Raw genomic sequence first — 17,626 nt, 5'->3', positions numbered from 1 at the left:
CGAGGCTGTGGACCTGGTTCATGCTCCCTGGCACCCTCTGGATGACCGGGTTCCTCGTGGCCTCCCTGCTCCTGGTGGCCACCCTCGCCCTCGGCACCACCGACCCGCTCGGAAACCCGCGCTTCGGGCTCAACTTCGAGAACTTCGCGGCCCTCGCCGATCCGGCCTACCGCACCGTCCTCGTGCGGTCGCTCGGCTACGCGCTGACCACCTGCCTCATCTGCCTCGCCGTGGCCTACCCCGTCGCCTACGCCATCGCCCTGCGCGGCGGCCGCTTCAAGAGCCTGCTGATCGCCGCGATCGTCGTCCCCTTCTTCGCCAACTACCTGGTACGGATGTACGGCTGGTCCGTGGTGCTCTCCGACGACGGACCGCTGCTCAAGGCGCTGCGCGCGATGGGCCTCGCCGACGGCGACACCAAGATCCTCCAGACCGCCCCGGGCGTCATCGCCGGACTCGTCTACGGCTTCGTCGTCTTCATGGTCATCCCGCTGTACGCGGCCATGGAGCGCATGGACACCTCACTCATCGAGGCCGGACGGGACCTCTACGGAGGCCCCTTGAGGACCTTCTTCTTCGTCACCGTGCCCGCCACCCGCCAGGGCGCGGCCGCCGGCTGCGTCCTCGTCTTCCTGCCCGCCATGGGCGACTTCGTCAGCGCACAGCTCATGGGAGGACCCGACCAGATCATGATCGGCAACCTGATCCAGGACAAGTTCTTCCAGGGCCAGAACTGGCCGCTCGGCTCGGCCCTGACCATCCTGCTGATGGCGGTCCTGCTGATCGGGATGCTCGGCTACCTGAGGCGCACCCGCAAGGACGAGGCGGAGGCGGTCCGATGACCCCGCGCACCGTTCTCCGTACGGCACCGGCACCTCGTACGGCAGCGTCCTCCCGTCCGGCACCGGCACCCCGTACGCCGCGCAGGAGGCGGCGGCGCGGAGCCGACCGCCGCCCCCGCTTTGCCATGGCCGTCACCACGGTCTTCTTCGCACTGCTCTACCTGCCCGTCGGCGTCGTCGTCCTGTTCTCCTTCAACGCGCAGAAGTCCCTCACCGTCTTCGACGGCGTGAGCCTGCGCTGGTACCGGGCGTTCCTCCGCGACGAGGTGCTCGTCGGCTCGCTCGGCATGAGCCTGCAGGTGTCCCTGGTCGCGATGACCGTCTCGCTCCTCCTCGGCGTGGCCCTCGCCCTCGGCCTGGTCCGCGGCCGCGGCCGCCTCGGCTCCTTCGCCGGCCTGGTCATGCTCGTCCCCCTGATCACCCCGGAGATCGTCACCGGCGTCGCGTCGATGATGCTCTTCAAGGGCCTCGGCATCACCCTGTCCACCACCACCGTGATGCTCGCCGAGGTCACCTTCTCCATCTCCTACGTCACCGTCATCCTGCGCTCCCGCATCGCCGCCCTCAACCCGGAGGTCGAGGAGGCGGCGATGGACCTCGGCGCCACCCGCGCACAGGCCCTGCGCCTGGTGACCCTGCCCGCGCTGCTGCCCGGCATCCTCGCGTCCGGGGTGCTGATCTTCGCCCTGGTCTTCGACGACTTCGTCCTCGCCTACTTCACCACCGGCGTCGACCCGCAACCGCTCTCCGTCCGCATCTACTCGGCGATCAGGTTCGGCGTCCAGCCCACCATCAACGCCGTCGGCACCCTGATGCTCGTCGGGTCCATCGCCCTCATCGCCTTCGCGCTCTCCATCCCGCGCCTCTTCGGCCGCCGAGGCGGCCTCGATCTGCTCCCGGGGAAGTGACACCCATGCAGCACCCGAACCCTGATCCGCCCGCCGAACCGCGCACCGTCGACGCGCACGAGACCGACGCACACACGGCCGACGCGCACGACGCGCACCGGGCCGCCGCCCCGCACGCCGCAGGCGCCCCGCGTCCCGCCGTCCGGCTCGACGGGGTGGCCAAGCGGTACCGCAACACGCACACCTACGCCGTCCACGACGTCACGCTCGACATCGCCCCGGGCGAGTTCTTCTCCCTCCTCGGCCCGTCCGGCTGCGGAAAGACGACCCTGCTCCGCATGATCGGAGGCTTCGCCGACCCCACGGAGGGCAGCGTCCTGCTCGACGGCGAGGACGTCACGGGCCTGCCGCCCAACAAGCGCAACGTCAACACCGTCTTCCAGAGCTACGCCCTCTTCGACCACCTCTCGCTCGCCGACAACGTGGCCTTCGGCCTCAAGCGCAGCGGCGTTCCCCGCGCCGAGATCCGCCGGAGGGTCGGCGAGATGCTGGACCTCGTCCAGCTCGGGGAACTGGCCGGCCGCAAACCGACCACGCTCTCCGGCGGCCAGCGCCAGCGCGTCGCCCTCGCCCGCGCCCTGGTCAACCGGCCCCAAGTCCTGCTCCTGGACGAGCCGCTGGCCGCCCTGGACCTGAAACTGCGCCGCCGGATGCAGGTCGAGCTCAAGCAGATCCAGCGCGAGGTCGGCATCACCTTCGTCTTCGTCACCCACGACCAGGACGAGGCCCTGACCATGTCGGACCGCCTCGCCGTCATGAACGAGGGCCGCATCGAGCAGTGCGGCACCCCGGAGGACGTGTACGAACGCCCCACGAGCAGCTTCGTGGCGTCCTTCATGGGCACCTCCAACCTGGTCCCGGGGACCTATCGCTCCGGCCGCGTCGTACTCGACCAGGGTCCCGCCCTGCCCGTGGGGCCCCGGGCCGGCGTCCCCGACGGCAGCCGGGTCAGCCTCTCGATCCGCCCGGAGAAGATCTGGCTCTCCGGCTTCGAACCGGGCATGGCCCAGGTCAGCGGAGTCGTCCGGGAGACCGTGTACTGCGGACCGACCACCACGTACCTCATCGAACTGGCCCCCGGCGTCACGGTGTCCGTACTGGAGCAGAACACCGTCCGCTCCCGCATGGAGGACCGCTGGAGCGGCGGCGAGCAGGTCGAGATCGGCTGGAACCCCGAACACTGCCTGGTCCTCGACTGACCGATCCCGACCGAAGGAAGTGCACCCCATGAACCACGACGTCATCGTGCTCGGCGCCGGACTGGCAGGTCTCGCCGCCGCGCGCGACCTGGCCGCGGGCGGGGCCGACGTCCTCGTCGTCGAGGCCCGCGACCGGGTCGGCGGACGCGTCGAACAGACCACCCTCCCCGACGGCCGGCTGGTCCAGCTCGGCGGGGAGGTGGTGGGCCGGGCCCACACCGCCTACACCGCTCTGGCCGCGGAACTGGGCCTCACCCTGGTCCCCAGCTACGTCGCCGAGCCCGGCGCCCTCGTCCGCGCCACCCCCGAAGGCGTCTCCGCCGTGGACCCGCCGCACTGGTTCGGCCCGGGCGACGACGACTGCCACGCCAAGGTCACCGCCGCCTTCACGGCGCTGGCTGCCGGCGTCGACCCGGCCGACCCCTGGTCCCACCCCGAGGCCGCACACCTCGACCGGCTGTCCGTAGGCGACTGGCTCCGCGCCCAGGGCGCCACCCAGGCCGTCGTGCGCCTCTGGGAGATCGGCCAACTCGCCCTCGCCGACGGCTCCTGCGAACGGACCTCCCTCCTCGCGTCCCTGCGCAAGCACGCCGCGGTTCCCGGCACCGGCCACTACGAGTACGAGGCCTGGGAGGGCCTGCGCGTCGCCGAGGGCTCGGCGACCGTGGCCCTGCGCATGGCCGAGGCCCTCGGCGGCCGGATCCGTACGGGCTCCCCCGTGGAGGAGGTCGCCGTGCGGCGGCCCGGCCGCAGCTCCGTACGCCTGGCCGGCGGCGAAACGCTCACCGCCGCCGCCGTGGTCAGCGCCCTCCCGGTCGGCCCGCTCCGCGCGGTCGCCGTCACCGGGGTCTGTGACGAACGCCTCGCCTCCCTGCACCGCCAACGCCACGCCCTCGCCGCCAAGTTCACCGCCGCATACGCCCGCCCCTTCTGGCGGGACCAGGGCCTCAGCGGGCTCTCCGAAAGCGAAGGCGTCCTCGGCAGCACCTGGCCGCAGAGCGAAGGCATCCTCTCCGCCCTCGTCCCGCCCGAACGCTACGGGGTCCTCCTCGGCATGCCCGCCGCCCTGCGCACCACCGAACTGCTGGCCGACGTAGCACGCCTCTACGGAGACGAGGCCCACCGGCCGCTCGCCACCTTCGTCCGGATGTGGGGAACCGACCCGTGGACCCAGGGGTACGTCACCCAGTGGACGCCCGGTGACGTCATGGCCGTCGGCCCCCGGCACGGCACCCACGAACCCCCCTTCTACGTCTGCGGATCCGACCAGTGGGTGGCCGGTTACATGGAGGGCGCCGTCCGCACCGGCCGCGCCGCCGCCGAGGAGGCCCTGCGCCGTGGCTGACACCCCGAACGACCCCATCGGGACCCTGCTCAACCACATCGGGGGAGCGGACCGGCCCGCCGCCTCGGGCGCAACCATGGCCCTCACCGACCCCGCCACCGGCCGTGTGCACCGCCACGCCCCGCGCTCGGGACCCGCCGACACCGACGCGGCCTGCTTCGCGGCGGCGGCCGCGTACGCGCACTGGTCCACCACGACCCCGGCCGTCCGCCAGCGCGCCCTCCTCGGCATCGCGGACGCCATCGAGGCGCACGCGGAGGCGTTCACCGCCGCCGAGACCGGGGACACCGGCAAGCCGGCCGAGCAGTTCCGGGACGACGAGCTGCCCGGGATCGCCGACACCTTCCGCTACTTCGCGGGAGCCGCCCGCAACCTCCCGGGCGCCGCCGCGGCCGAGTACACCGAGGGCCGCACCTCCCTGCTGCGCCGCGAACCGGTCGGGGTCTGCGCCCAGATCACCCCCTGGAACTACCCGCTGATGATGGCCGCTTGGAAGATCGCTCCGGCCGTCGCCGCCGGCAACACCACCGTGCTCAAGCCCGCCGACACCACCCCCTCGTCGTCCGTGCTCCTGGCCAGGATCGCCGCGGACCACCTCCCGCCGGGCGTGTTCAACGTCGTCTGCGGAGACCGCGACACGGGCCGCGCCCTGACCGGCCATCCGGCGGTCGCCCTGATCGCCGTCACCGGCAGCGTCCGCGCCGGACAGGAGATCGCGGCAGCCGCCGCGGCGGGGCTCAAGCGGGTCCACCTGGAACTCGGCGGCAACGCACCCGTCATCGTCCACGAGGACGTGGACGTGGAGGCCACCGCAGCCGCGCTCGCCGCGGTCGCCTTCTACAACGCCGGCCAGGACTGCACCGCACCCACCCGGCTGCTGGTCCACCGCCGGATCCACGACGCGTTCCTCGCGGCCTTCGCCGCCCGGGCGGCCGGCCTCCGCGCCGGCGCCGACTTCGGCCCCCTCAACAACACCGCCCAACTGGCCTCCGTACGGGGCCTCCTGGACCGTCTGCCCGCCCACGCCGGGATCGTCGCCGGCGGCAGCCGGATCCCGCGCCCCGGCTTCTTCCACGAGCCCACCGTGGTCGCGGGCGTCCACCAGGACGACGAGATCGTGCAGGAGGAGATCTTCGGACCCGTCGTGACCGTCCAGTCCTTCGCGGACGAAGCCGAGGCACTGCACCTGGCCAACGGCGTGCGCTTCGGCCTGGCCGCGAGTGTGTGGACCACCGACCACGACCGTGCGATGCGCGCGACCCGCGCCCTGCACACCGGCATCGTCTGGGTGAACACCCACGGCACCACCGTCTCCGAGATGCCACACGGCGGAGTCAAGCACTCCGGCTACGGCAGCGACCTGTCCATGTCGGGCCTCCTGGACTACACCCAGGTCAAGCACGTCATGGTGTGAGGGGAGAGGCGGCCGTTCGGGTGGTGTTGTCCCTTTTGGGATGGTAAGTGCGCCTGAAAGTGCGCCGGTCCGTGCTGTGCTGTGGCCGCGGCCCGAAGACGGCCGCATGCGGGCCCGCCCGCTGTTCGCGGCAGGTACGGCCCCAACAGCGAAGGAGGACTGATGTCGCGCTACCCGAAGGACCGGCGAAGTCGGAGCAGGTTCGCTCAACTGCTCTTCTTGGTCATGGTGTTGGCAGTCCCGCTCATGGACGTCTCCGGGGCTCACGCCGCCGCGGTCCACTCCAAACAGGGCCCCGACTGGGATGCCATCGCCCGGTGCGAATCGGGCGGGAATTGGCGGGCGAACACCGGCAACGGCCATTACGGCGGGCTGCAGTTCACCCAGTCGAGCTGGAAGGCGGCCGGAGGCCGCAAGTACGCACCGCGCGCCGATCTCGCCACGAAGGCGGAACAGATCGCCACCGCGAGGAGGCTCGCAGAGATCCAGGGAATGGGCGCCTGGACCTGCGCACGCCACCGCTGACGGGTGTCCCCCAACAGGGCGGATCTGCCGCCCTGTTGGAAGGGCGCATCAGAAGGCGAGGCCTTCGACCAGTACCGCACCGGGGATCTGCGTGAACAGCTTCCCGGGCGCGATGAGTTTCCCGCGGCGGCGCCCGCTGCCGATCAGCACGTACGGCATGTCGCGGACGGCCGCGTCCACCAGCAGGGGCCAGCCTTCCGGAAGCCCCAGCGGCGTGATGCCGCCGTACTCCATGCCCGTCATCTCCACGGTCGTCTCCATCGGAGCGAAGGAGGCTTTGCGCGCCCCCAGGTGGCGGCGGACGGCGCCGTTCACGTCGACCCGGGCGGCGGAGGGCACCAGGCAGGCTGCGAGGTTGGTCTCGCCGCCGCGCTTGGCCGCCACCACCACGCAGTTCGCCGACTGGTCCAGCAGCTCCCTGCCGAAGTGCTCGACGAAGGCGGCGGTGTCGGCGATGGCCGGGTCGGTGTCGACGTAGAGGATCTGTGCGGCGGGTACCTCTCCCTTCCAGCCGCCGACCGCTCGTGCCACGGTCGGGGTGAGCTCGGCGAGGCAGTCGGGGGCAGGCAAGGCGTTGTCGAACGGCCCGATCGGAGTGCGCATGGCCGCACGCTAGCACCGCGGCGACAGGTGCCTTCCGGCGGGCCGTGAACCCTTGCTGACCTGCGGTTTCGTTCGGTACTTCGGTGGGGTGGGCGGCGGTCGCGGATGCGGGGCCGGGGGCCCTGTGTCAGCTTGGAACGAGTGGGGGGCTGGACCGGGGGGTGTCTTCTTCCCCGAAGGGGTGCATCACAGATGAACCGACTTCTCGCCACGGCCGTGAGCACGGCCGCCGCAGCGCTTCTCGTGGCCGGCGGGGCCGCCTCGGCCTTCGCCGCCGCGCCCGCCGACGACGCGACCGACAAGCTGTGCAGCAGCTTGACCGAACTCAAGGCCGACAACGCGAAGTTGCGTGCTCTCGACCCGGCGACCGCCACCAAGGACCAGATCAAGGACGCCCACAAGGCCGTCCAGGACGACTGGAAGACGGTTGCCGAGTCCACCGCACAGTTCAACGCCGCCCAGAAGGACGCGGTCAAGACCGCGGCCAACGATCTGAAGAAGACGTACGACGACCTGCCCGGCGACACCACCGGGGCCGATGCCCTGACCAAGCTCACCCCGGACCTGCAGAAGCTGGACACGGCCGTGGCGGGCGCCCAGAACGGCCTTCAGTGCGGCTGACAGCTGACCGCTGACCGCCCGACCAGCTGACCCGGGATGCACCGACGGAGCGGAGCGCGCGCTGCGCGCCCCGCTCCGGCACCGGCGGCCTGAGCGCCCGGTGGGCCTTGCCTACCGGGCCTTGCGGGCGTGCAGGACGTACGCCTCCAGGGGGAGCGGGGTGCTGTCGAGCAGCTCCAGCCCGGCGTCGGCGAGCAGCCGGGCATAGTGCTCGGCGCGGCGCTCACGACCGCCGACGTTGCACATCATGTGGAGGTCCCAGGCCGTGGCCAGCGAAGGAGAACCGTCGGCCGGCAGCAGCCGTTCCACGATCAGCAGGTCGGCGTGGGCGGGCATCGCGCGGGCGCAGTGGCGCAGGATCTCCCGGCACCGGTCGTCGTCCCAGTCGTGCAGGATGCGGGAGAGGACGTACACGTCGCCGCCGTGGGGTACGTCTGCGAAGTCGCCGCTGCGGTAGTCGCAGCGGGCGCCGCAGCCCGCGGCGTCGAGCGTGCGGCGGGCCGCCTCGACGGCGTGCGGGCGCTCCAGGAGCGTGCCCCGCAGCTCCGGGTGCGCGGTCAGGATGCGGCCGAGGAGCTCGCCGTTGCCGCCGGCGACGTCGACGACGGTCCGCGGGGTGGCTGCCCCGGCCGCGGCGGTGATCACGGGGTGGGCGGGCAGCGGTTCGAACATCCGCGAACTGGCGGCCATGGAACGGTCGAAGAGGTCGGCGAGTTCGGGGTCGCGTGCGAAGTGGTCGAAGTGGTTCTCGCCGAAGAGGCGGTCGAAGGCCGGTTGCCCGGTCCGTACGGTGTGGTCGAGCGCGGCGAAGGAGCGGTAGAAGGGGCCCGCGTACATCAGGGCCAGGGGGCGCATCGTGCCGGGGGAGTCCGCGCGGAGCAGGGCTCCGAGCCGGGTGAGGCGGAAGCTTTCCTCTCCTGCCGTGTCCTCGGCGTGCCCGGCCTGCCCTGCGTGCCCGGCCACGGCGCCGAGCATCGCGAGGTAGCGCAGCAGCGTGCCGAGGTTCTCGGGCCGGGTTTCGGTGCGCCGGGCGAGTTCCCGGGTGCTGGTGGCCGCGTGCAGGTCCATGGCGTCGGGCAGGCCCAGGCGTGCGAACGCGGCCAGTGCCTGGGTGGTCCATGCCCCGGTGAGCAGACGCAGGAGCGTCTCGGCGGGCCGGCTTTCGGCGGGCCTCGCCGCGTCCGTGTCCGGGTGCTCCTGCGGATCCGCGCGGAGGTGGTCGTCGAGGGCGTCCCGGTGGTCGCCGGGCGTGTAGAGCTCCAGTCGGCGGTAGCCGCACGCCCCGGCCGCGGGGGTGGTGAAGTAGAGGACGGTGCCGTCCTCGTGCGGGTTGTACCCGCCGCCGTCGGGGCGGGCGCCGTGCCGGGCGAGCACCGCGCACAGGCCGCGCAGCACCAGGGGGTCCGGGTGCTCCAGTTCGAAGGCCAGGTGGGCCTCGTGGCCCAGGGCACGTTCGTGTGCGGCGATGGCCCCCAGGTCCGAGTCCGCGGGCACGGTGAGGGCGAACACCTCGACCGCGCGCCGCTCTCCGGCCGGGCTCTCCACGCGGGGGCGCAGGATCCGGACGTCGAGCTCGGCCAGGTCACGCCGGTGGCGCCGGGCGAGCCGTTCCCGTACGACGACGCTGGGCTGGGACGGGGTGTCCGCGGCGAGCCCGCAGTCGGCGAGTCGGCGGCGCAGGTCCTGCGGGTCGGTGGGGAAGAGCAGCAGGCCGGCGTGGGCGAAGCGGCAGTGCGGGGTCAGGGACTCCAGCTCGGAGCCGCGCAGGCCGGGCAGCAGCAGGGGCAGCAGGGTGGCGGTGTCGTGTTCCCGTACGAAGGCGACGGCCGCGCGCAGGCGGGCCGAGTCGTCGGGAAGGGCCGTGCCGTGGGGAAGCATCGTTTCGCCTCGAAGCGGCGATCCGGCGGGGCGCGTCGCTTCTTCGGGGAGGGTCGTCGTCATCGGGGAGGTTCCTCGGGCGGTGCTGGGGCGGGTGCTCCGGCGGAGCGGGGCAGGGTGGACCGGCTGTGGGGTGATGGAGTGAGAAGAGCGGGCGGTACGGGGAAGACCGGCGCTCACATGCCGACGTAGTTCTCGGCGAACCAGTCCTGGTGGGCGCGGGACGTGCGCAGGGAGTCGAGGCGGGCGCGCCGCAGGGACGCTTGGAAGAACGATCCGCCTGAGGGGGCCTGGGCCGGGATCGCGTGCAGCAGCCCGGTCATCCACTGGGTGAACTCCTGTGCGCGCCAGATGTGCGCCAGGCATTGCGCCGAGTAGCGGTCCAGGGCCGTGCCGTCCCCTCCGGCGAGGGTCTCGGCGAGGGCTCCGGCCAGGATCTCCGCCTCCAGAACGGCGAGGTTCGCGCCCTTCGCGGCGGCCGGCGCGGTCAGGCTGGCGGCGTCGCCCGCGAGCAGGAGCGAGCCGTGGCGCAGCGGTTCGACCACGTCGCAGGCGAGGTCGACGACGCCGCGTTCGATGATCGGCCCCCTGCGCAGCGGACCGTGTTCCGCAGCGCGCATCCGCAGGTCGAGTTCGTCCCAGATCCGTTCCTCGGACCAGGCATCGGCGGGGGCGCCGCGCCGGCACTGGAGGTAGTACCGGGTGACCTGCGGGCTGCGGGCCATGTGGCCGGCGAAGCCGCGGTCGTGGACGGCGTAGCCGACGGCGTCGAGGCTGGGGGGAGCTTCGGCGAGCAGGCCGAGCCAGCTCACTCCGTGGTCGTGGTGGTGGCGGACCGCGTCGGGCGGCAAGGAGCGGCGGGCCGCCCCGTGGCGGCCGTCGCAGCCGGCGACGAACCGGGCGTCCCATCGGGCGGGCCGCCCGTCGGGCTCCCGGGTGGTGACGTACGGCCGGGCGCCGTCGGCATCGTGGACCGACAGCGCCTCGGTCTCGAAGCGGATCCTGCCTCCGGCGTCGACGTAGTGCGTCAGAAGGTCCGTGACCAGGTTCTGCTGCGGGTAGACGGTGTGCACCTCGCCCCGGCCCAGGGAGCCGTAGTCGAGGCGGAAGCGGCCGTCCCCGGTGCGGAACTCGCACGTACCGTGGGTGCGTCCGTGCCGGTGCAGCCCGTCGGCGAGGCCGTGGCGGTCCAGGATCCGTACGGTGTTCGGCGCGAGGAAACCGGCCCGGGCCCGGGTCTGGACGTGGGAGCGGTCGGCGCGTTCGAGAACGACGCAGTCGATCCCGGAGGCGAGCAGGAGGTTGGCGAGCACCAGGCCGGCAGGGCCGGCACCGAGCACGACCACATCGGTAGAGGCGCTTAAACGTGGGGAGTTCAGACTTTCTGTCATGGCGCGGGAATCATAAGCACGGGAAAACCGGAGGAAGATCATAAATCACCCACATGGTCCAATCAGGTGACGATCTGACCGTGCGGTTTCGGGACCCTGTGCCACGGTCGCCGGGTCGCCGGGTCCGGCCCCGGGGTCGATACTGAAGGTCACGGTGCGTGGAGGCGACATGCGTGAACCGGAGCGTCGCGGCCCGAGGCGGGCCTCGGTGCCCCTCGGCCCCGTCAGCCAGACGGCGGCGGTCGTACTGGACGACGCGGGCGTGGTCCTCGCACGGTCCCAGTGGGCTGCGACGCTGCTGGACTGCACGCCGGGCCGGACGTGTGCGCCCTTGCTGGGAGTGCTCCCGCAAGCCGGAACCGAGGGGCGGCCGGGCGGGCGCCTGGTCACCGTTCCGGGTGATCGCGAGGGCGAGGACGGGGGCGACGGCGAGGGCGGCGGGGACGCGCGTCACGCGGTCACACTGATCTGTACTGTCGTCCGGCTCGCGGCCCGCACCCCGGGCGGTTCCGGCGCCGAGGCGCAGTGGCTGGTCCTGGTCAGCCCGTCGGAAACCGAGACGGAGGCGGCCGAGCGCGATGCGGGGCGACGCCGGAAGGGCCTGTCCCACGCCACCGCCGCCGGCATCGGCACCTCCCTGGACGTGTCCGAGATGGCCGAGACCCTCGTGAATCTGCTCGTCCCCGATTTCGCGGACCTGGCGACCGTCGACATAGCCGAGCAGGTGCTCGTGGGCGACGAGCCCCCGCACCTCGACGCCAGCGGTGACGTCCGCCTGCGGCGGATCGCCGCCGCGCAGAGCCCGGAGATATCAGCCGAGGACCTCCTGGCCGTGGGCGAGGCGCTTCCCCCGGTGGCGGACAGCGCGCTGATGCGCCCCCTCATGAAGGGACTGCCCGTACTGGTCCCGGACGTGGCCGTCCTGTACGAACAGCTCGGGGTGGATCCGCAGAGCCTGCCGCTGTTCGTCCCGGGCGGGGCCCACTCCTCCGTGGCCGTGCCGCTCTACGCGCGGGGCCTCATCCTCGGCTGCGTCACCGTCTGGCGCAGCCAACTGCCCTCCGCCTTCGGCGCGGAGGACGCCGCCCTGCTGCACGACGTCGTCTCCCGGGCCGCCCTCGGCGTGGACAACGCGCGGCGCTACACCAAGGAACACCAGTCGGTCCTGGCCCTGCAGCGCAGCCTGCTGCCGCGCTCGGCCCTGGACTCCACCGCCGCCGAGACCGTCGGCGTCTACCAGCCGGCGGGCGGCGGCCTGGGAGTCGGCGGCGACTGGTTCGACGTGATCCCCCTGCCGTCGTTGCGCGTGGCGTTCGTCGTCGGGGACGTCGTCGGCCACGGCCTCGATGCCACCACGGCCATGGCACGCCTGCGGACCGCGGTGCAGACCCTCGCCGACCTCGATCTGGACCCGGGTGAGCTCCTCACGCACGTGGACGACCTGGTGCTCGGTCTGTCCGGCGAGGAGACGGCAGGCGATTCCCGCTCCGAGACGGCGGTCCTCGGCGCGACCTGCCTGTACGCCGTGTACGACCCGGTGACGAGGAAGTGCGCCGCTGCCACGGCGGGACATCCTCCGCCGGCCCTGCTGGCGCCCGGTGAGGAGCCGGTCTTCGTCGACACGATCCCGGGACCTCCCCTGGGGGTCGGCGGAATGCCCTTCGAGGTGACGGAGTTCGACGTACGGCCCGGAAGCACGCTCGCGTTCTTCACGAACGGCCTCGTCGAGAGCCGCGGCGGCGACATCGAGGAGGGGATGGAGAGGCTGCGCAGCGCACTCGCCGGCGCGGACCCGGGCCGGCCCCTGGGCGAGATCGGCCAGGGGATCTTCGACAGCGTGCTGCCTCACGAACCCTCCGACGACGTGGCGCTGCTGCTCGCCCGCCCCCATGTCCTCTCGTCCGATCAGGTCGCCGAGTGGGAGCTCGAAGCCGACCTGTCCCTCGTCGCGCAAGCCCGTGAGCTGGTGGTCGGCCAGCTGGCCGGCTGGCAGCTGGACGAAATGGGCTTCGTGACGGAGCTCGTCGCGAGCGAGCTGGTCACGAACGCGATCCGCTATGCCGGAGGGCCGGTCGGGCTCCGCCTCATCCGCGACAGGGTGCTCGTCTGCGAGGTGTCCGACCCCAGCAGCACGCAGCCGCGCCTGCGCCGCGCACGGGAGTCGGACGAGGGCGGGCGCGGCCTGTTCCTGGTGGCCCAGCTCACCGACCGATGGGGCTGCCGGTTCACCGGTACCGGGAAGACCATCTGGACGGAGCAGCCCATAGAGGGGTCCGGGCCCCTCGCCTAGCTTGCGAAAATTGCGCATTTCTTGCGAACGTCAATATTATTCGATCCTTCGTCAAGGGGAGGATCGAATGACGGCCTGGCACATCGGTACGACGGGTGGCGCCGAGCCGTGGACTTCCGGCAGCTGACGTACTTCCTCGCCATCGTGGACCACGGCGGCTTCACCCGCGCGGCCGCGGCGCTCTACGTCTCCCAGCCGTCCCTGTCGCAGGCGATCCACGTCCTGGAGCGGGACGTGGGCAGCAGCCTGTTCCACCGGACGGGCCGCAAGGCGGTCCTCACCGAGGCCGGCGCCGCCCTGGTCGGGCCGGCGCGCGAGGCCCTGCGCGCCCTGGAGCTGGCCAGGGCCGGGGTCGGCGCCGTCCGGGAGCTGCGCGCCGGCCGTCTGGAGATCGCCGCGATGGCGTCACCCGCGATCGAGCCCCTCAGCAGCATGCTCCAGCGCTTCACCGAGCGCTTTCCGGCGGTGTCGATCGCCCTGCGCGTAGCCCTCACCCGCGAGGACGTGGTCGAGAGGGTGCGTACGGGAAGCTGCGAACTCGGACTGCTGACCACCACGACCTCGTCGCCCCTGCCGTGCGCGGACCTCGTCCCGCACCACGTCGGAGATCACCGGCTCGTACTCGTCACTCCGCCGGACGGCCCGTTCCCGGCCGGCCGGGCAGTGCGGAGCGAGCAGCTCGAAGGGCGCCGCCTGGTCGTCGGCCAGCGGGGGACCGGGATCCGCGCCTACGTCGACGACCTGAAGGCGCAGGGCGTCGACGTCTGCATCGCGGTGGAGACCGAACACCGCATGGCCTTCCTGCCGTTGGTGCTCGCAGGCGTCGGGCTGGCGGTGGTCACCGAATCCTGGACCGGCCTGGCGGAGCGGGCCGGAGCCCTCGTCCTCGACCTGGAACCGGCCTGCGTCCAGCGCAACGTCCTGCTGAGCCGCACGGCGCAGCCGACACCGGCTGCCCGCGCCTTCCTCGACATCGCCGTCCCACCGGCACATAGGAGGAGCCTATGAGTCACATCGGGGATGCGTGTTGGACCCGGACGGCCCCCGCTTGCTGGAATGCCGACCATGACGAACCACGACATCGCCCTCATCCCCGGCGACGGCATAGGCGCCGAAGTCCTTCCGGCGGCGTGCGAGGTCCTCGACGCGGTCGGGAAGCGCCACGGCATCACCTTCGACTACGAGCAGTTCGACTGGTCCTGCGAGCGCTACCTCCGTCACGGCTCGATGATGCCCGAGGACGGAGTGCAGCAGCTGCGCCGCCACGACGCGATCCTGCTCGGCGCCGTCGGCTACACGGGTGTGCCGGACCACGTCTCCCTGTGGGGACTGCTCATCCCGATCCGCCGGGCCTTCCGGCAGTACGTCAACCTCCGCCCCATCCGCGTGTTCGAAGGTCTCGACAGCCCCGTTCGCGCGGCCGTGCCCGGCGAGGTCGACTTCGTGGTCGTCCGGGAGAACACCGAAGGCGAGTACAGCGAGATCGGCGGTCGGATGAACCGCGGGCTCCCCGATGAAATGGCCTTCCAGCAGGCCGTGTTCACACGTACGGGTGTGACCCGCGTCCTCGACTTCGCCTTCCGCCTCGCCGAACGGCGCGGCGGCCCCCTGACCTCGGCGACGAAGTCCAACGGCATCGTGCACACCATGCCGTTCTGGGACGAGCTGGTGGCCGAGCGTGCCGCCGAGCACCCCACGGTCGAGTGGAACCAGGAGCACATCGACGCACTGGCCGCCCGGTTCGTGCTCGCCCCCGCACGCTTCGACGTCGTCGTCGCGTCCAACCTCTTCGGGGACATCCTGAGCGACCTCGCGGCGGCAGTGGCCGGCGGCATCGGCATCGCCCCCTCGGCCAACCTCAACCCCGAGGGCGCGTACCCGTCCATGTTCGAGCCGGTCCACGGATCGGCCCCCGACATCGCCGGGCAGGGCGTCGCCAACCCGATCGGCGCGATCTGGTCCGCCGCCATGATGCTCGACCACCTCGGCCACCCCCGGGCCGCTGCCGAGATCACCGGAGCCATCGCCCGCGTCCTGGCCACCACCCCGGTACGCACCCGCGATCTCGGCGGCAGCGCCTCCACCGCCGCATTCACCTCCGCCGTCCTCCGGCTCCTCTGACACGTCAGGGCGGGCCGTGCCCCGGTGCGCGCCGCGCAGCGGGCGGGTCGGTCTCGGGTAGCAGCCCGAGCATGTCCAGCAGCAGCGCCAGCTCGCCCGCGTCGGCGGCCCGTGAGGCGACGAAGCGGCGCGCTGCCGCACGGTCGGTGGCCCCGGAGCACGCCAGGAGAGCCGGCTCGTCACAACCAAAGGGATCCTTCACCCGGCCGATCCCACCACGCCACCGCGTTCCCCGCACGCGCTGTGGGCCGCTTGATCGACCGGCGTCCGAACGGGCGGCGTGTTTTCCGGCGGACGCGGCGCGCGGCCGGGGACGCCGGCACCGTTCGGTTCCTCCATCGGGCCGTGACATGCATCACGGCCCGCAGGAGCCCTGCGGACCTGCGCGGAGATCCACTGCCCTGGCGCATTTCGGGCTATGTCCGTGTTTGGCGATGACATGCCGTACTTCGACGGAAGCGGAATTCACTGCTCCCTTTTCCTCGGCTCCAAGAGGACTGGCGGGGATGGAATCTGGCGGTGGGCCAGGCGGCTTCCGGGGTGGCCGCGGCGGGGGGATGCACGATCTTCCGGTTGTTTCAAGCGGCGCCCCGAACGGTGCGCTCGGCTGAGAGGAGGCTGCTTGCCAGGCCAGGGGAGGGCTTCTAAGAATGGCGATTCCTCCGGCGCCTTCGCGGTCCGGCGCCGGGAGCTTTGCGATCACCGAGTGAGGTCCCGCATGAAGAAGCACCGTAAGAACTCGCACCACCGGAAGATAGTCATAGCCGTCGGGGCCCTGGCCCTCGTGGCCGTCCCCACCACGGCCATGGCCTGCCTCGACCCGCAGGCGACCGACCCGATGAGGCCCGTCGCGGCCGGGCAGGACAGCCGCCCCTGGTACGGCGACCCCGCCGCGCACCGGCCCGCAGAGGTGCCGGTTCAGGCCGGTGCCCCCGTCGGGATGCAGCCGGTCGTGGAGCCGCCGGTCGAGGAGCCCTTCGAGGAGCCTTTCGAGGAGCCCGTCGAGATCGCGCCTCCCGTGCAGACCGGGCCGCAGCAGCCGGTGGAGCCGCCCGCCGAGCCGGCCGCAACCCCCGGGCCCTCGGACTCCGCGGCACCCTCCGGCGCCCTGGCCGAGGTCCTCGCGCTGGTCAACAAGGAGCGCGCCGCCGTCGGGTGCCCCGTACTGACCGTGAACGAGAAGCTCGCGAAGGCCGCGCAGGACCACAGCGAGGACATGGCCGCCCACTCCAACATGTCGCACACCGGCTCGGACGGATCCGACCCGGGGCAGCGGATCACCCGCGCCGGGTACCAGTGGCGCACGTACGCCGAGAACGTCGCGTACGGCTATCCCACCGCCGCCCAGGTCATGGAGGGCTGGATGAACAGCCCGGGGCACAAGCGGAACATCCTCGACTGCAACGTCAAGGAGATCGGCATCGGCCTCGCGCAGCCCGGCCAGTACTGGACGCAGGACTTCGGCGCCACCCGCTGAAGCCCCGGCCGGTGCGCGTTCCGCCCCGGCCCGCCCGCCCCGGCAGGTGCGGGGGAGGGCGGGCCGGGTCGCGTCGGGACGTCGCGTCGGGTCGGCCGGGTGGGTCAGCGCACCGGGGTGAAGTCCTGTGAGGCGATGTACTTGGGGCGCCGCACGGGAGCGGAGAAGGGCTTCTCGGGGCGGTTCTCGACGCTGTTGAAGACGAGGAACACGTTGCTGCGCGGGTAGGGCGTGATGTTGTCCCCCGAGCCGTGCATCGCGTTGCAGTCGAACCAGGTGGCCGAGCCCGCCTTGCCGGTGAAGACCTTGATGCCGCAGGCCGAGGCGAACTTGGTCAGCGCTTCGTCCGACGGGGTACCGGCGTCCTGCATCTGGAGGGACTTCTTGTAGTTGTCCTTCGGCGTCGCGCCGGCGCAGCCCAGGAAGCTCCGGTGGGACCCGGGCATGATCATCAGGCCGCCGTTGGTGGTGTAGTTCGGCGTCAGGGCGATGGACACCGACACGGTGCGCATGTGCGGCAGGCCGTCCTCGGCGTGCCAGGTCTCGAAATCGGAGTGCCAGTAGAAGCCGCTGGCTCCGAAACCGGGCTTGACGTTGATCCGGGACTGGTGCACGTACACGTCGGAGCCCAGGATCTGCCGCGCGCGCCCCACGACGCGCGGATCGGAGGCGAGGGCCGCGAACACCTCGCTGATCCGGTGGACTTCGAACACCGAGCGCACTTCCCGGGACTTCGGCTCCACGACGGAACGGTCGTCGGCGAGCGTCGAGGGATCACGGAGCAGCCGGTCCATCTCGGCCCGGTAGACGTCCGTCTCATCGGGCGTGATGAGTTCGTCGACGGACAGGAAGCCGTCGCGCTCGTAACGCTCCAGCTCGTGGGCCCATATCGGGCCGGGCGTGCCGGGCTCGGACCAGACGACGGGGTCCAGGCGGCCGGTGAGCACCTCCTCGGAGCCCCGGGTCGGATACAGGTCCTTCGCCGTGCGGGTGGATGCGTAGGTCATGGTGG

The 17,626-nt window shown here is 72.0% G+C and carries 16 protein-coding genes; 11 read left to right on the top strand and 5 right to left on the bottom strand.

The annotated features are described in order from the left end of the window. The first annotated feature begins 20 nt into the window (after positions 1–20). The 6 genes from ACZ60J_RS03315 (at position 21) to ACZ60J_RS03290 (ending at position 6,233) form a co-directional block, all read left to right on the top strand. On the top strand, positions 21–842 hold the full coding sequence (locus ACZ60J_RS03315) for an ABC transporter permease (protein ID WP_469678615.1): 822 nt from the start codon (positions 21–23) through the stop codon (positions 840–842). A 125-nt stretch (positions 843–967) separates the two neighbouring features. Next, positions 968–1,750, top strand: a complete 783-nt coding sequence (locus ACZ60J_RS03310) for an ABC transporter permease (protein ID WP_469678613.1) — start codon at positions 968–970, stop codon at positions 1,748–1,750. Between the two features lie 5 nt (positions 1,751–1,755). Beyond that, positions 1,756–2,949, top strand: coding sequence for an ABC transporter ATP-binding protein (locus ACZ60J_RS03305; protein ID WP_469678611.1), 1,194 nt, complete (start codon positions 1,756–1,758; stop codon positions 2,947–2,949). Positions 2,950–2,977: 28 nt separating this feature from the next. Further along, positions 2,978–4,294 carry a flavin monoamine oxidase family protein gene (locus tag ACZ60J_RS03300; protein ID WP_469678609.1) on the top strand — a complete coding sequence of 439 codons (1,317 nt, stop codon included), beginning with the start codon at positions 2,978–2,980 and terminating at the stop codon, positions 4,292–4,294. Beyond that, a complete protein-coding gene (locus ACZ60J_RS03295) occupies positions 4,287–5,708 on the top strand; it encodes an aminobutyraldehyde dehydrogenase (protein ID WP_469678607.1) in 1,422 nt (473 codons plus the stop codon). Before ACZ60J_RS03300 ends, ACZ60J_RS03295 begins: the two co-directional genes overlap by 8 nt. 246 nt (positions 5,709–5,954) lie before the next feature. Further along, on the top strand, positions 5,955–6,233 hold the full coding sequence (locus ACZ60J_RS03290; protein ID WP_469679101.1) for a transglycosylase family protein: 279 nt from the start codon (positions 5,955–5,957) through the stop codon (positions 6,231–6,233). A 48-nt stretch (positions 6,234–6,281) separates the two neighbouring features. Here the strand turns inward: ACZ60J_RS03290 and ACZ60J_RS03285 are convergent, their stop codons facing one another. Further along, positions 6,282–6,836 (bottom strand): YbaK/EbsC family protein, encoded by a 555-nt coding sequence (locus ACZ60J_RS03285; RefSeq protein WP_469678606.1) that lies wholly within the window; start codon positions 6,834–6,836, stop codon positions 6,282–6,284. Between the two features lie 192 nt (positions 6,837–7,028). On the opposite strand from ACZ60J_RS03285, the gene ACZ60J_RS03280 reads away from it, so the two are divergent. Then, complete coding sequence (locus tag ACZ60J_RS03280) at positions 7,029–7,457, top strand: hypothetical protein (protein WP_469678604.1); 429 nt, start codon at positions 7,029–7,031, stop codon at positions 7,455–7,457. Positions 7,458–7,568: 111 nt separating this feature from the next. Here the strand turns inward: ACZ60J_RS03280 and ACZ60J_RS03275 are convergent, their stop codons facing one another. Further along, positions 7,569–9,398 (bottom strand): methyltransferase, encoded by a 1,830-nt coding sequence (locus tag ACZ60J_RS03275; protein ID WP_469678602.1) that lies wholly within the window; start codon positions 9,396–9,398, stop codon positions 7,569–7,571. A 113-nt stretch (positions 9,399–9,511) separates the two neighbouring features. Continuing rightward, a complete protein-coding gene (locus ACZ60J_RS03270) occupies positions 9,512–10,726 on the bottom strand; it encodes a 4-hydroxybenzoate 3-monooxygenase (RefSeq protein WP_469678600.1) in 1,215 nt (404 codons plus the stop codon). Positions 10,727–10,895: 169 nt separating this feature from the next. Between ACZ60J_RS03270 and ACZ60J_RS03265 the strand changes: the two genes are divergently transcribed. From ACZ60J_RS03265 to ACZ60J_RS03255, 3 genes are all read left to right on the top strand, one after another. After that, a complete protein-coding gene (locus ACZ60J_RS03265) occupies positions 10,896–13,016 on the top strand; it encodes an ATP-binding SpoIIE family protein phosphatase (protein ID WP_469678598.1) in 2,121 nt (706 codons plus the stop codon). A 108-nt stretch (positions 13,017–13,124) separates the two neighbouring features. Further along, positions 13,125–14,024: a LysR family transcriptional regulator gene (locus tag ACZ60J_RS03260; RefSeq protein ID WP_469678596.1), complete on the top strand. Its 900-nt coding sequence runs from the start codon at positions 13,125–13,127 to the stop codon at positions 14,022–14,024. 57 nt (positions 14,025–14,081) lie between these two features. Then, the gene (locus tag ACZ60J_RS03255; protein WP_469678594.1) at positions 14,082–15,137 is read left to right on the top strand and encodes a tartrate dehydrogenase; all 1,056 of its coding nucleotides are present in this window, start codon (positions 14,082–14,084) and stop codon (positions 15,135–15,137) included. Positions 15,138–15,141: 4 nt separating this feature from the next. On the opposite strand, the gene ACZ60J_RS03250 is transcribed toward ACZ60J_RS03255, so the two are convergent. Further along, on the bottom strand, positions 15,142–15,339 hold the full coding sequence (locus ACZ60J_RS03250) for a hypothetical protein (RefSeq protein ID WP_469678592.1): 198 nt from the start codon (positions 15,337–15,339) through the stop codon (positions 15,142–15,144). A gap of 516 nt (positions 15,340–15,855) precedes the next feature. On the opposite strand from ACZ60J_RS03250, the gene ACZ60J_RS03245 reads away from it, so the two are divergent. Next, the gene (locus ACZ60J_RS03245) at positions 15,856–16,614 is read left to right on the top strand and encodes a CAP domain-containing protein (RefSeq protein WP_469678590.1); all 759 of its coding nucleotides are present in this window, start codon (positions 15,856–15,858) and stop codon (positions 16,612–16,614) included. 104 nt (positions 16,615–16,718) lie between these two features. On the opposite strand, the gene thpD is transcribed toward ACZ60J_RS03245, so the two are convergent. Then, a complete protein-coding gene (thpD, locus tag ACZ60J_RS03240; protein ID WP_469678588.1) occupies positions 16,719–17,621 on the bottom strand; it encodes an ectoine hydroxylase in 903 nt (300 codons plus the stop codon). Positions 17,622–17,626: the final 5 nt, after the last annotated feature.

The sequence above is a fragment of the Streptomyces sp. NPDC104226 genome (genome assembly GCF_055584085.1).
Note: the sequence above shows the minus strand (reverse complement) of the source record. Positions and strands in the feature narration are given on the sequence as shown.

Bases quoted from the DNA above. Each gene is read 5' to 3' on its own strand.
- ACZ60J_RS03300 (WP_469678609.1), top strand. From the start codon at position 2,978: ATGAACCACGACGTCATCGTGCTCGGCGCCGGACTGGCAGGTCTCGCC.
- ACZ60J_RS03285 (WP_469678606.1), bottom strand. From the start codon at position 6,836: ATGCGCACTCCGATCGGGCCGTTCGACAACGCCTTGCCTGCCCCCGAC.
- ACZ60J_RS03315 (WP_469678615.1), top strand. From the start codon at position 21: ATGCTCCCTGGCACCCTCTGGATGACCGGGTTCCTCGTGGCCTCCCTG.
- ACZ60J_RS03290 (WP_469679101.1), top strand. From the start codon at position 5,955: ATGGACGTCTCCGGGGCTCACGCCGCCGCGGTCCACTCCAAACAGGGC.
- ACZ60J_RS03265 (WP_469678598.1), top strand. From the start codon at position 10,896: ATGCGTGAACCGGAGCGTCGCGGCCCGAGGCGGGCCTCGGTGCCCCTC.
- thpD (WP_469678588.1), bottom strand. From the start codon at position 17,621: ATGACCTACGCATCCACCCGCACGGCGAAGGACCTGTATCCGACCCGG.
- ACZ60J_RS03280 (WP_469678604.1), top strand. From the start codon at position 7,029: ATGAACCGACTTCTCGCCACGGCCGTGAGCACGGCCGCCGCAGCGCTT.
- ACZ60J_RS03305 (WP_469678611.1), top strand. From the start codon at position 1,756: ATGCAGCACCCGAACCCTGATCCGCCCGCCGAACCGCGCACCGTCGAC.
- ACZ60J_RS03310 (WP_469678613.1), top strand. From the start codon at position 968: ATGGCCGTCACCACGGTCTTCTTCGCACTGCTCTACCTGCCCGTCGGC.
- ACZ60J_RS03255 (WP_469678594.1), top strand. From the start codon at position 14,082: ATGACGAACCACGACATCGCCCTCATCCCCGGCGACGGCATAGGCGCC.
- ACZ60J_RS03275 (WP_469678602.1), bottom strand. From the start codon at position 9,398: ATGACGACGACCCTCCCCGAAGAAGCGACGCGCCCCGCCGGATCGCCG.
- ACZ60J_RS03245 (WP_469678590.1), top strand. From the start codon at position 15,856: ATGAAGAAGCACCGTAAGAACTCGCACCACCGGAAGATAGTCATAGCC.
- ACZ60J_RS03270 (WP_469678600.1), bottom strand. From the start codon at position 10,726: ATGACAGAAAGTCTGAACTCCCCACGTTTAAGCGCCTCTACCGATGTG.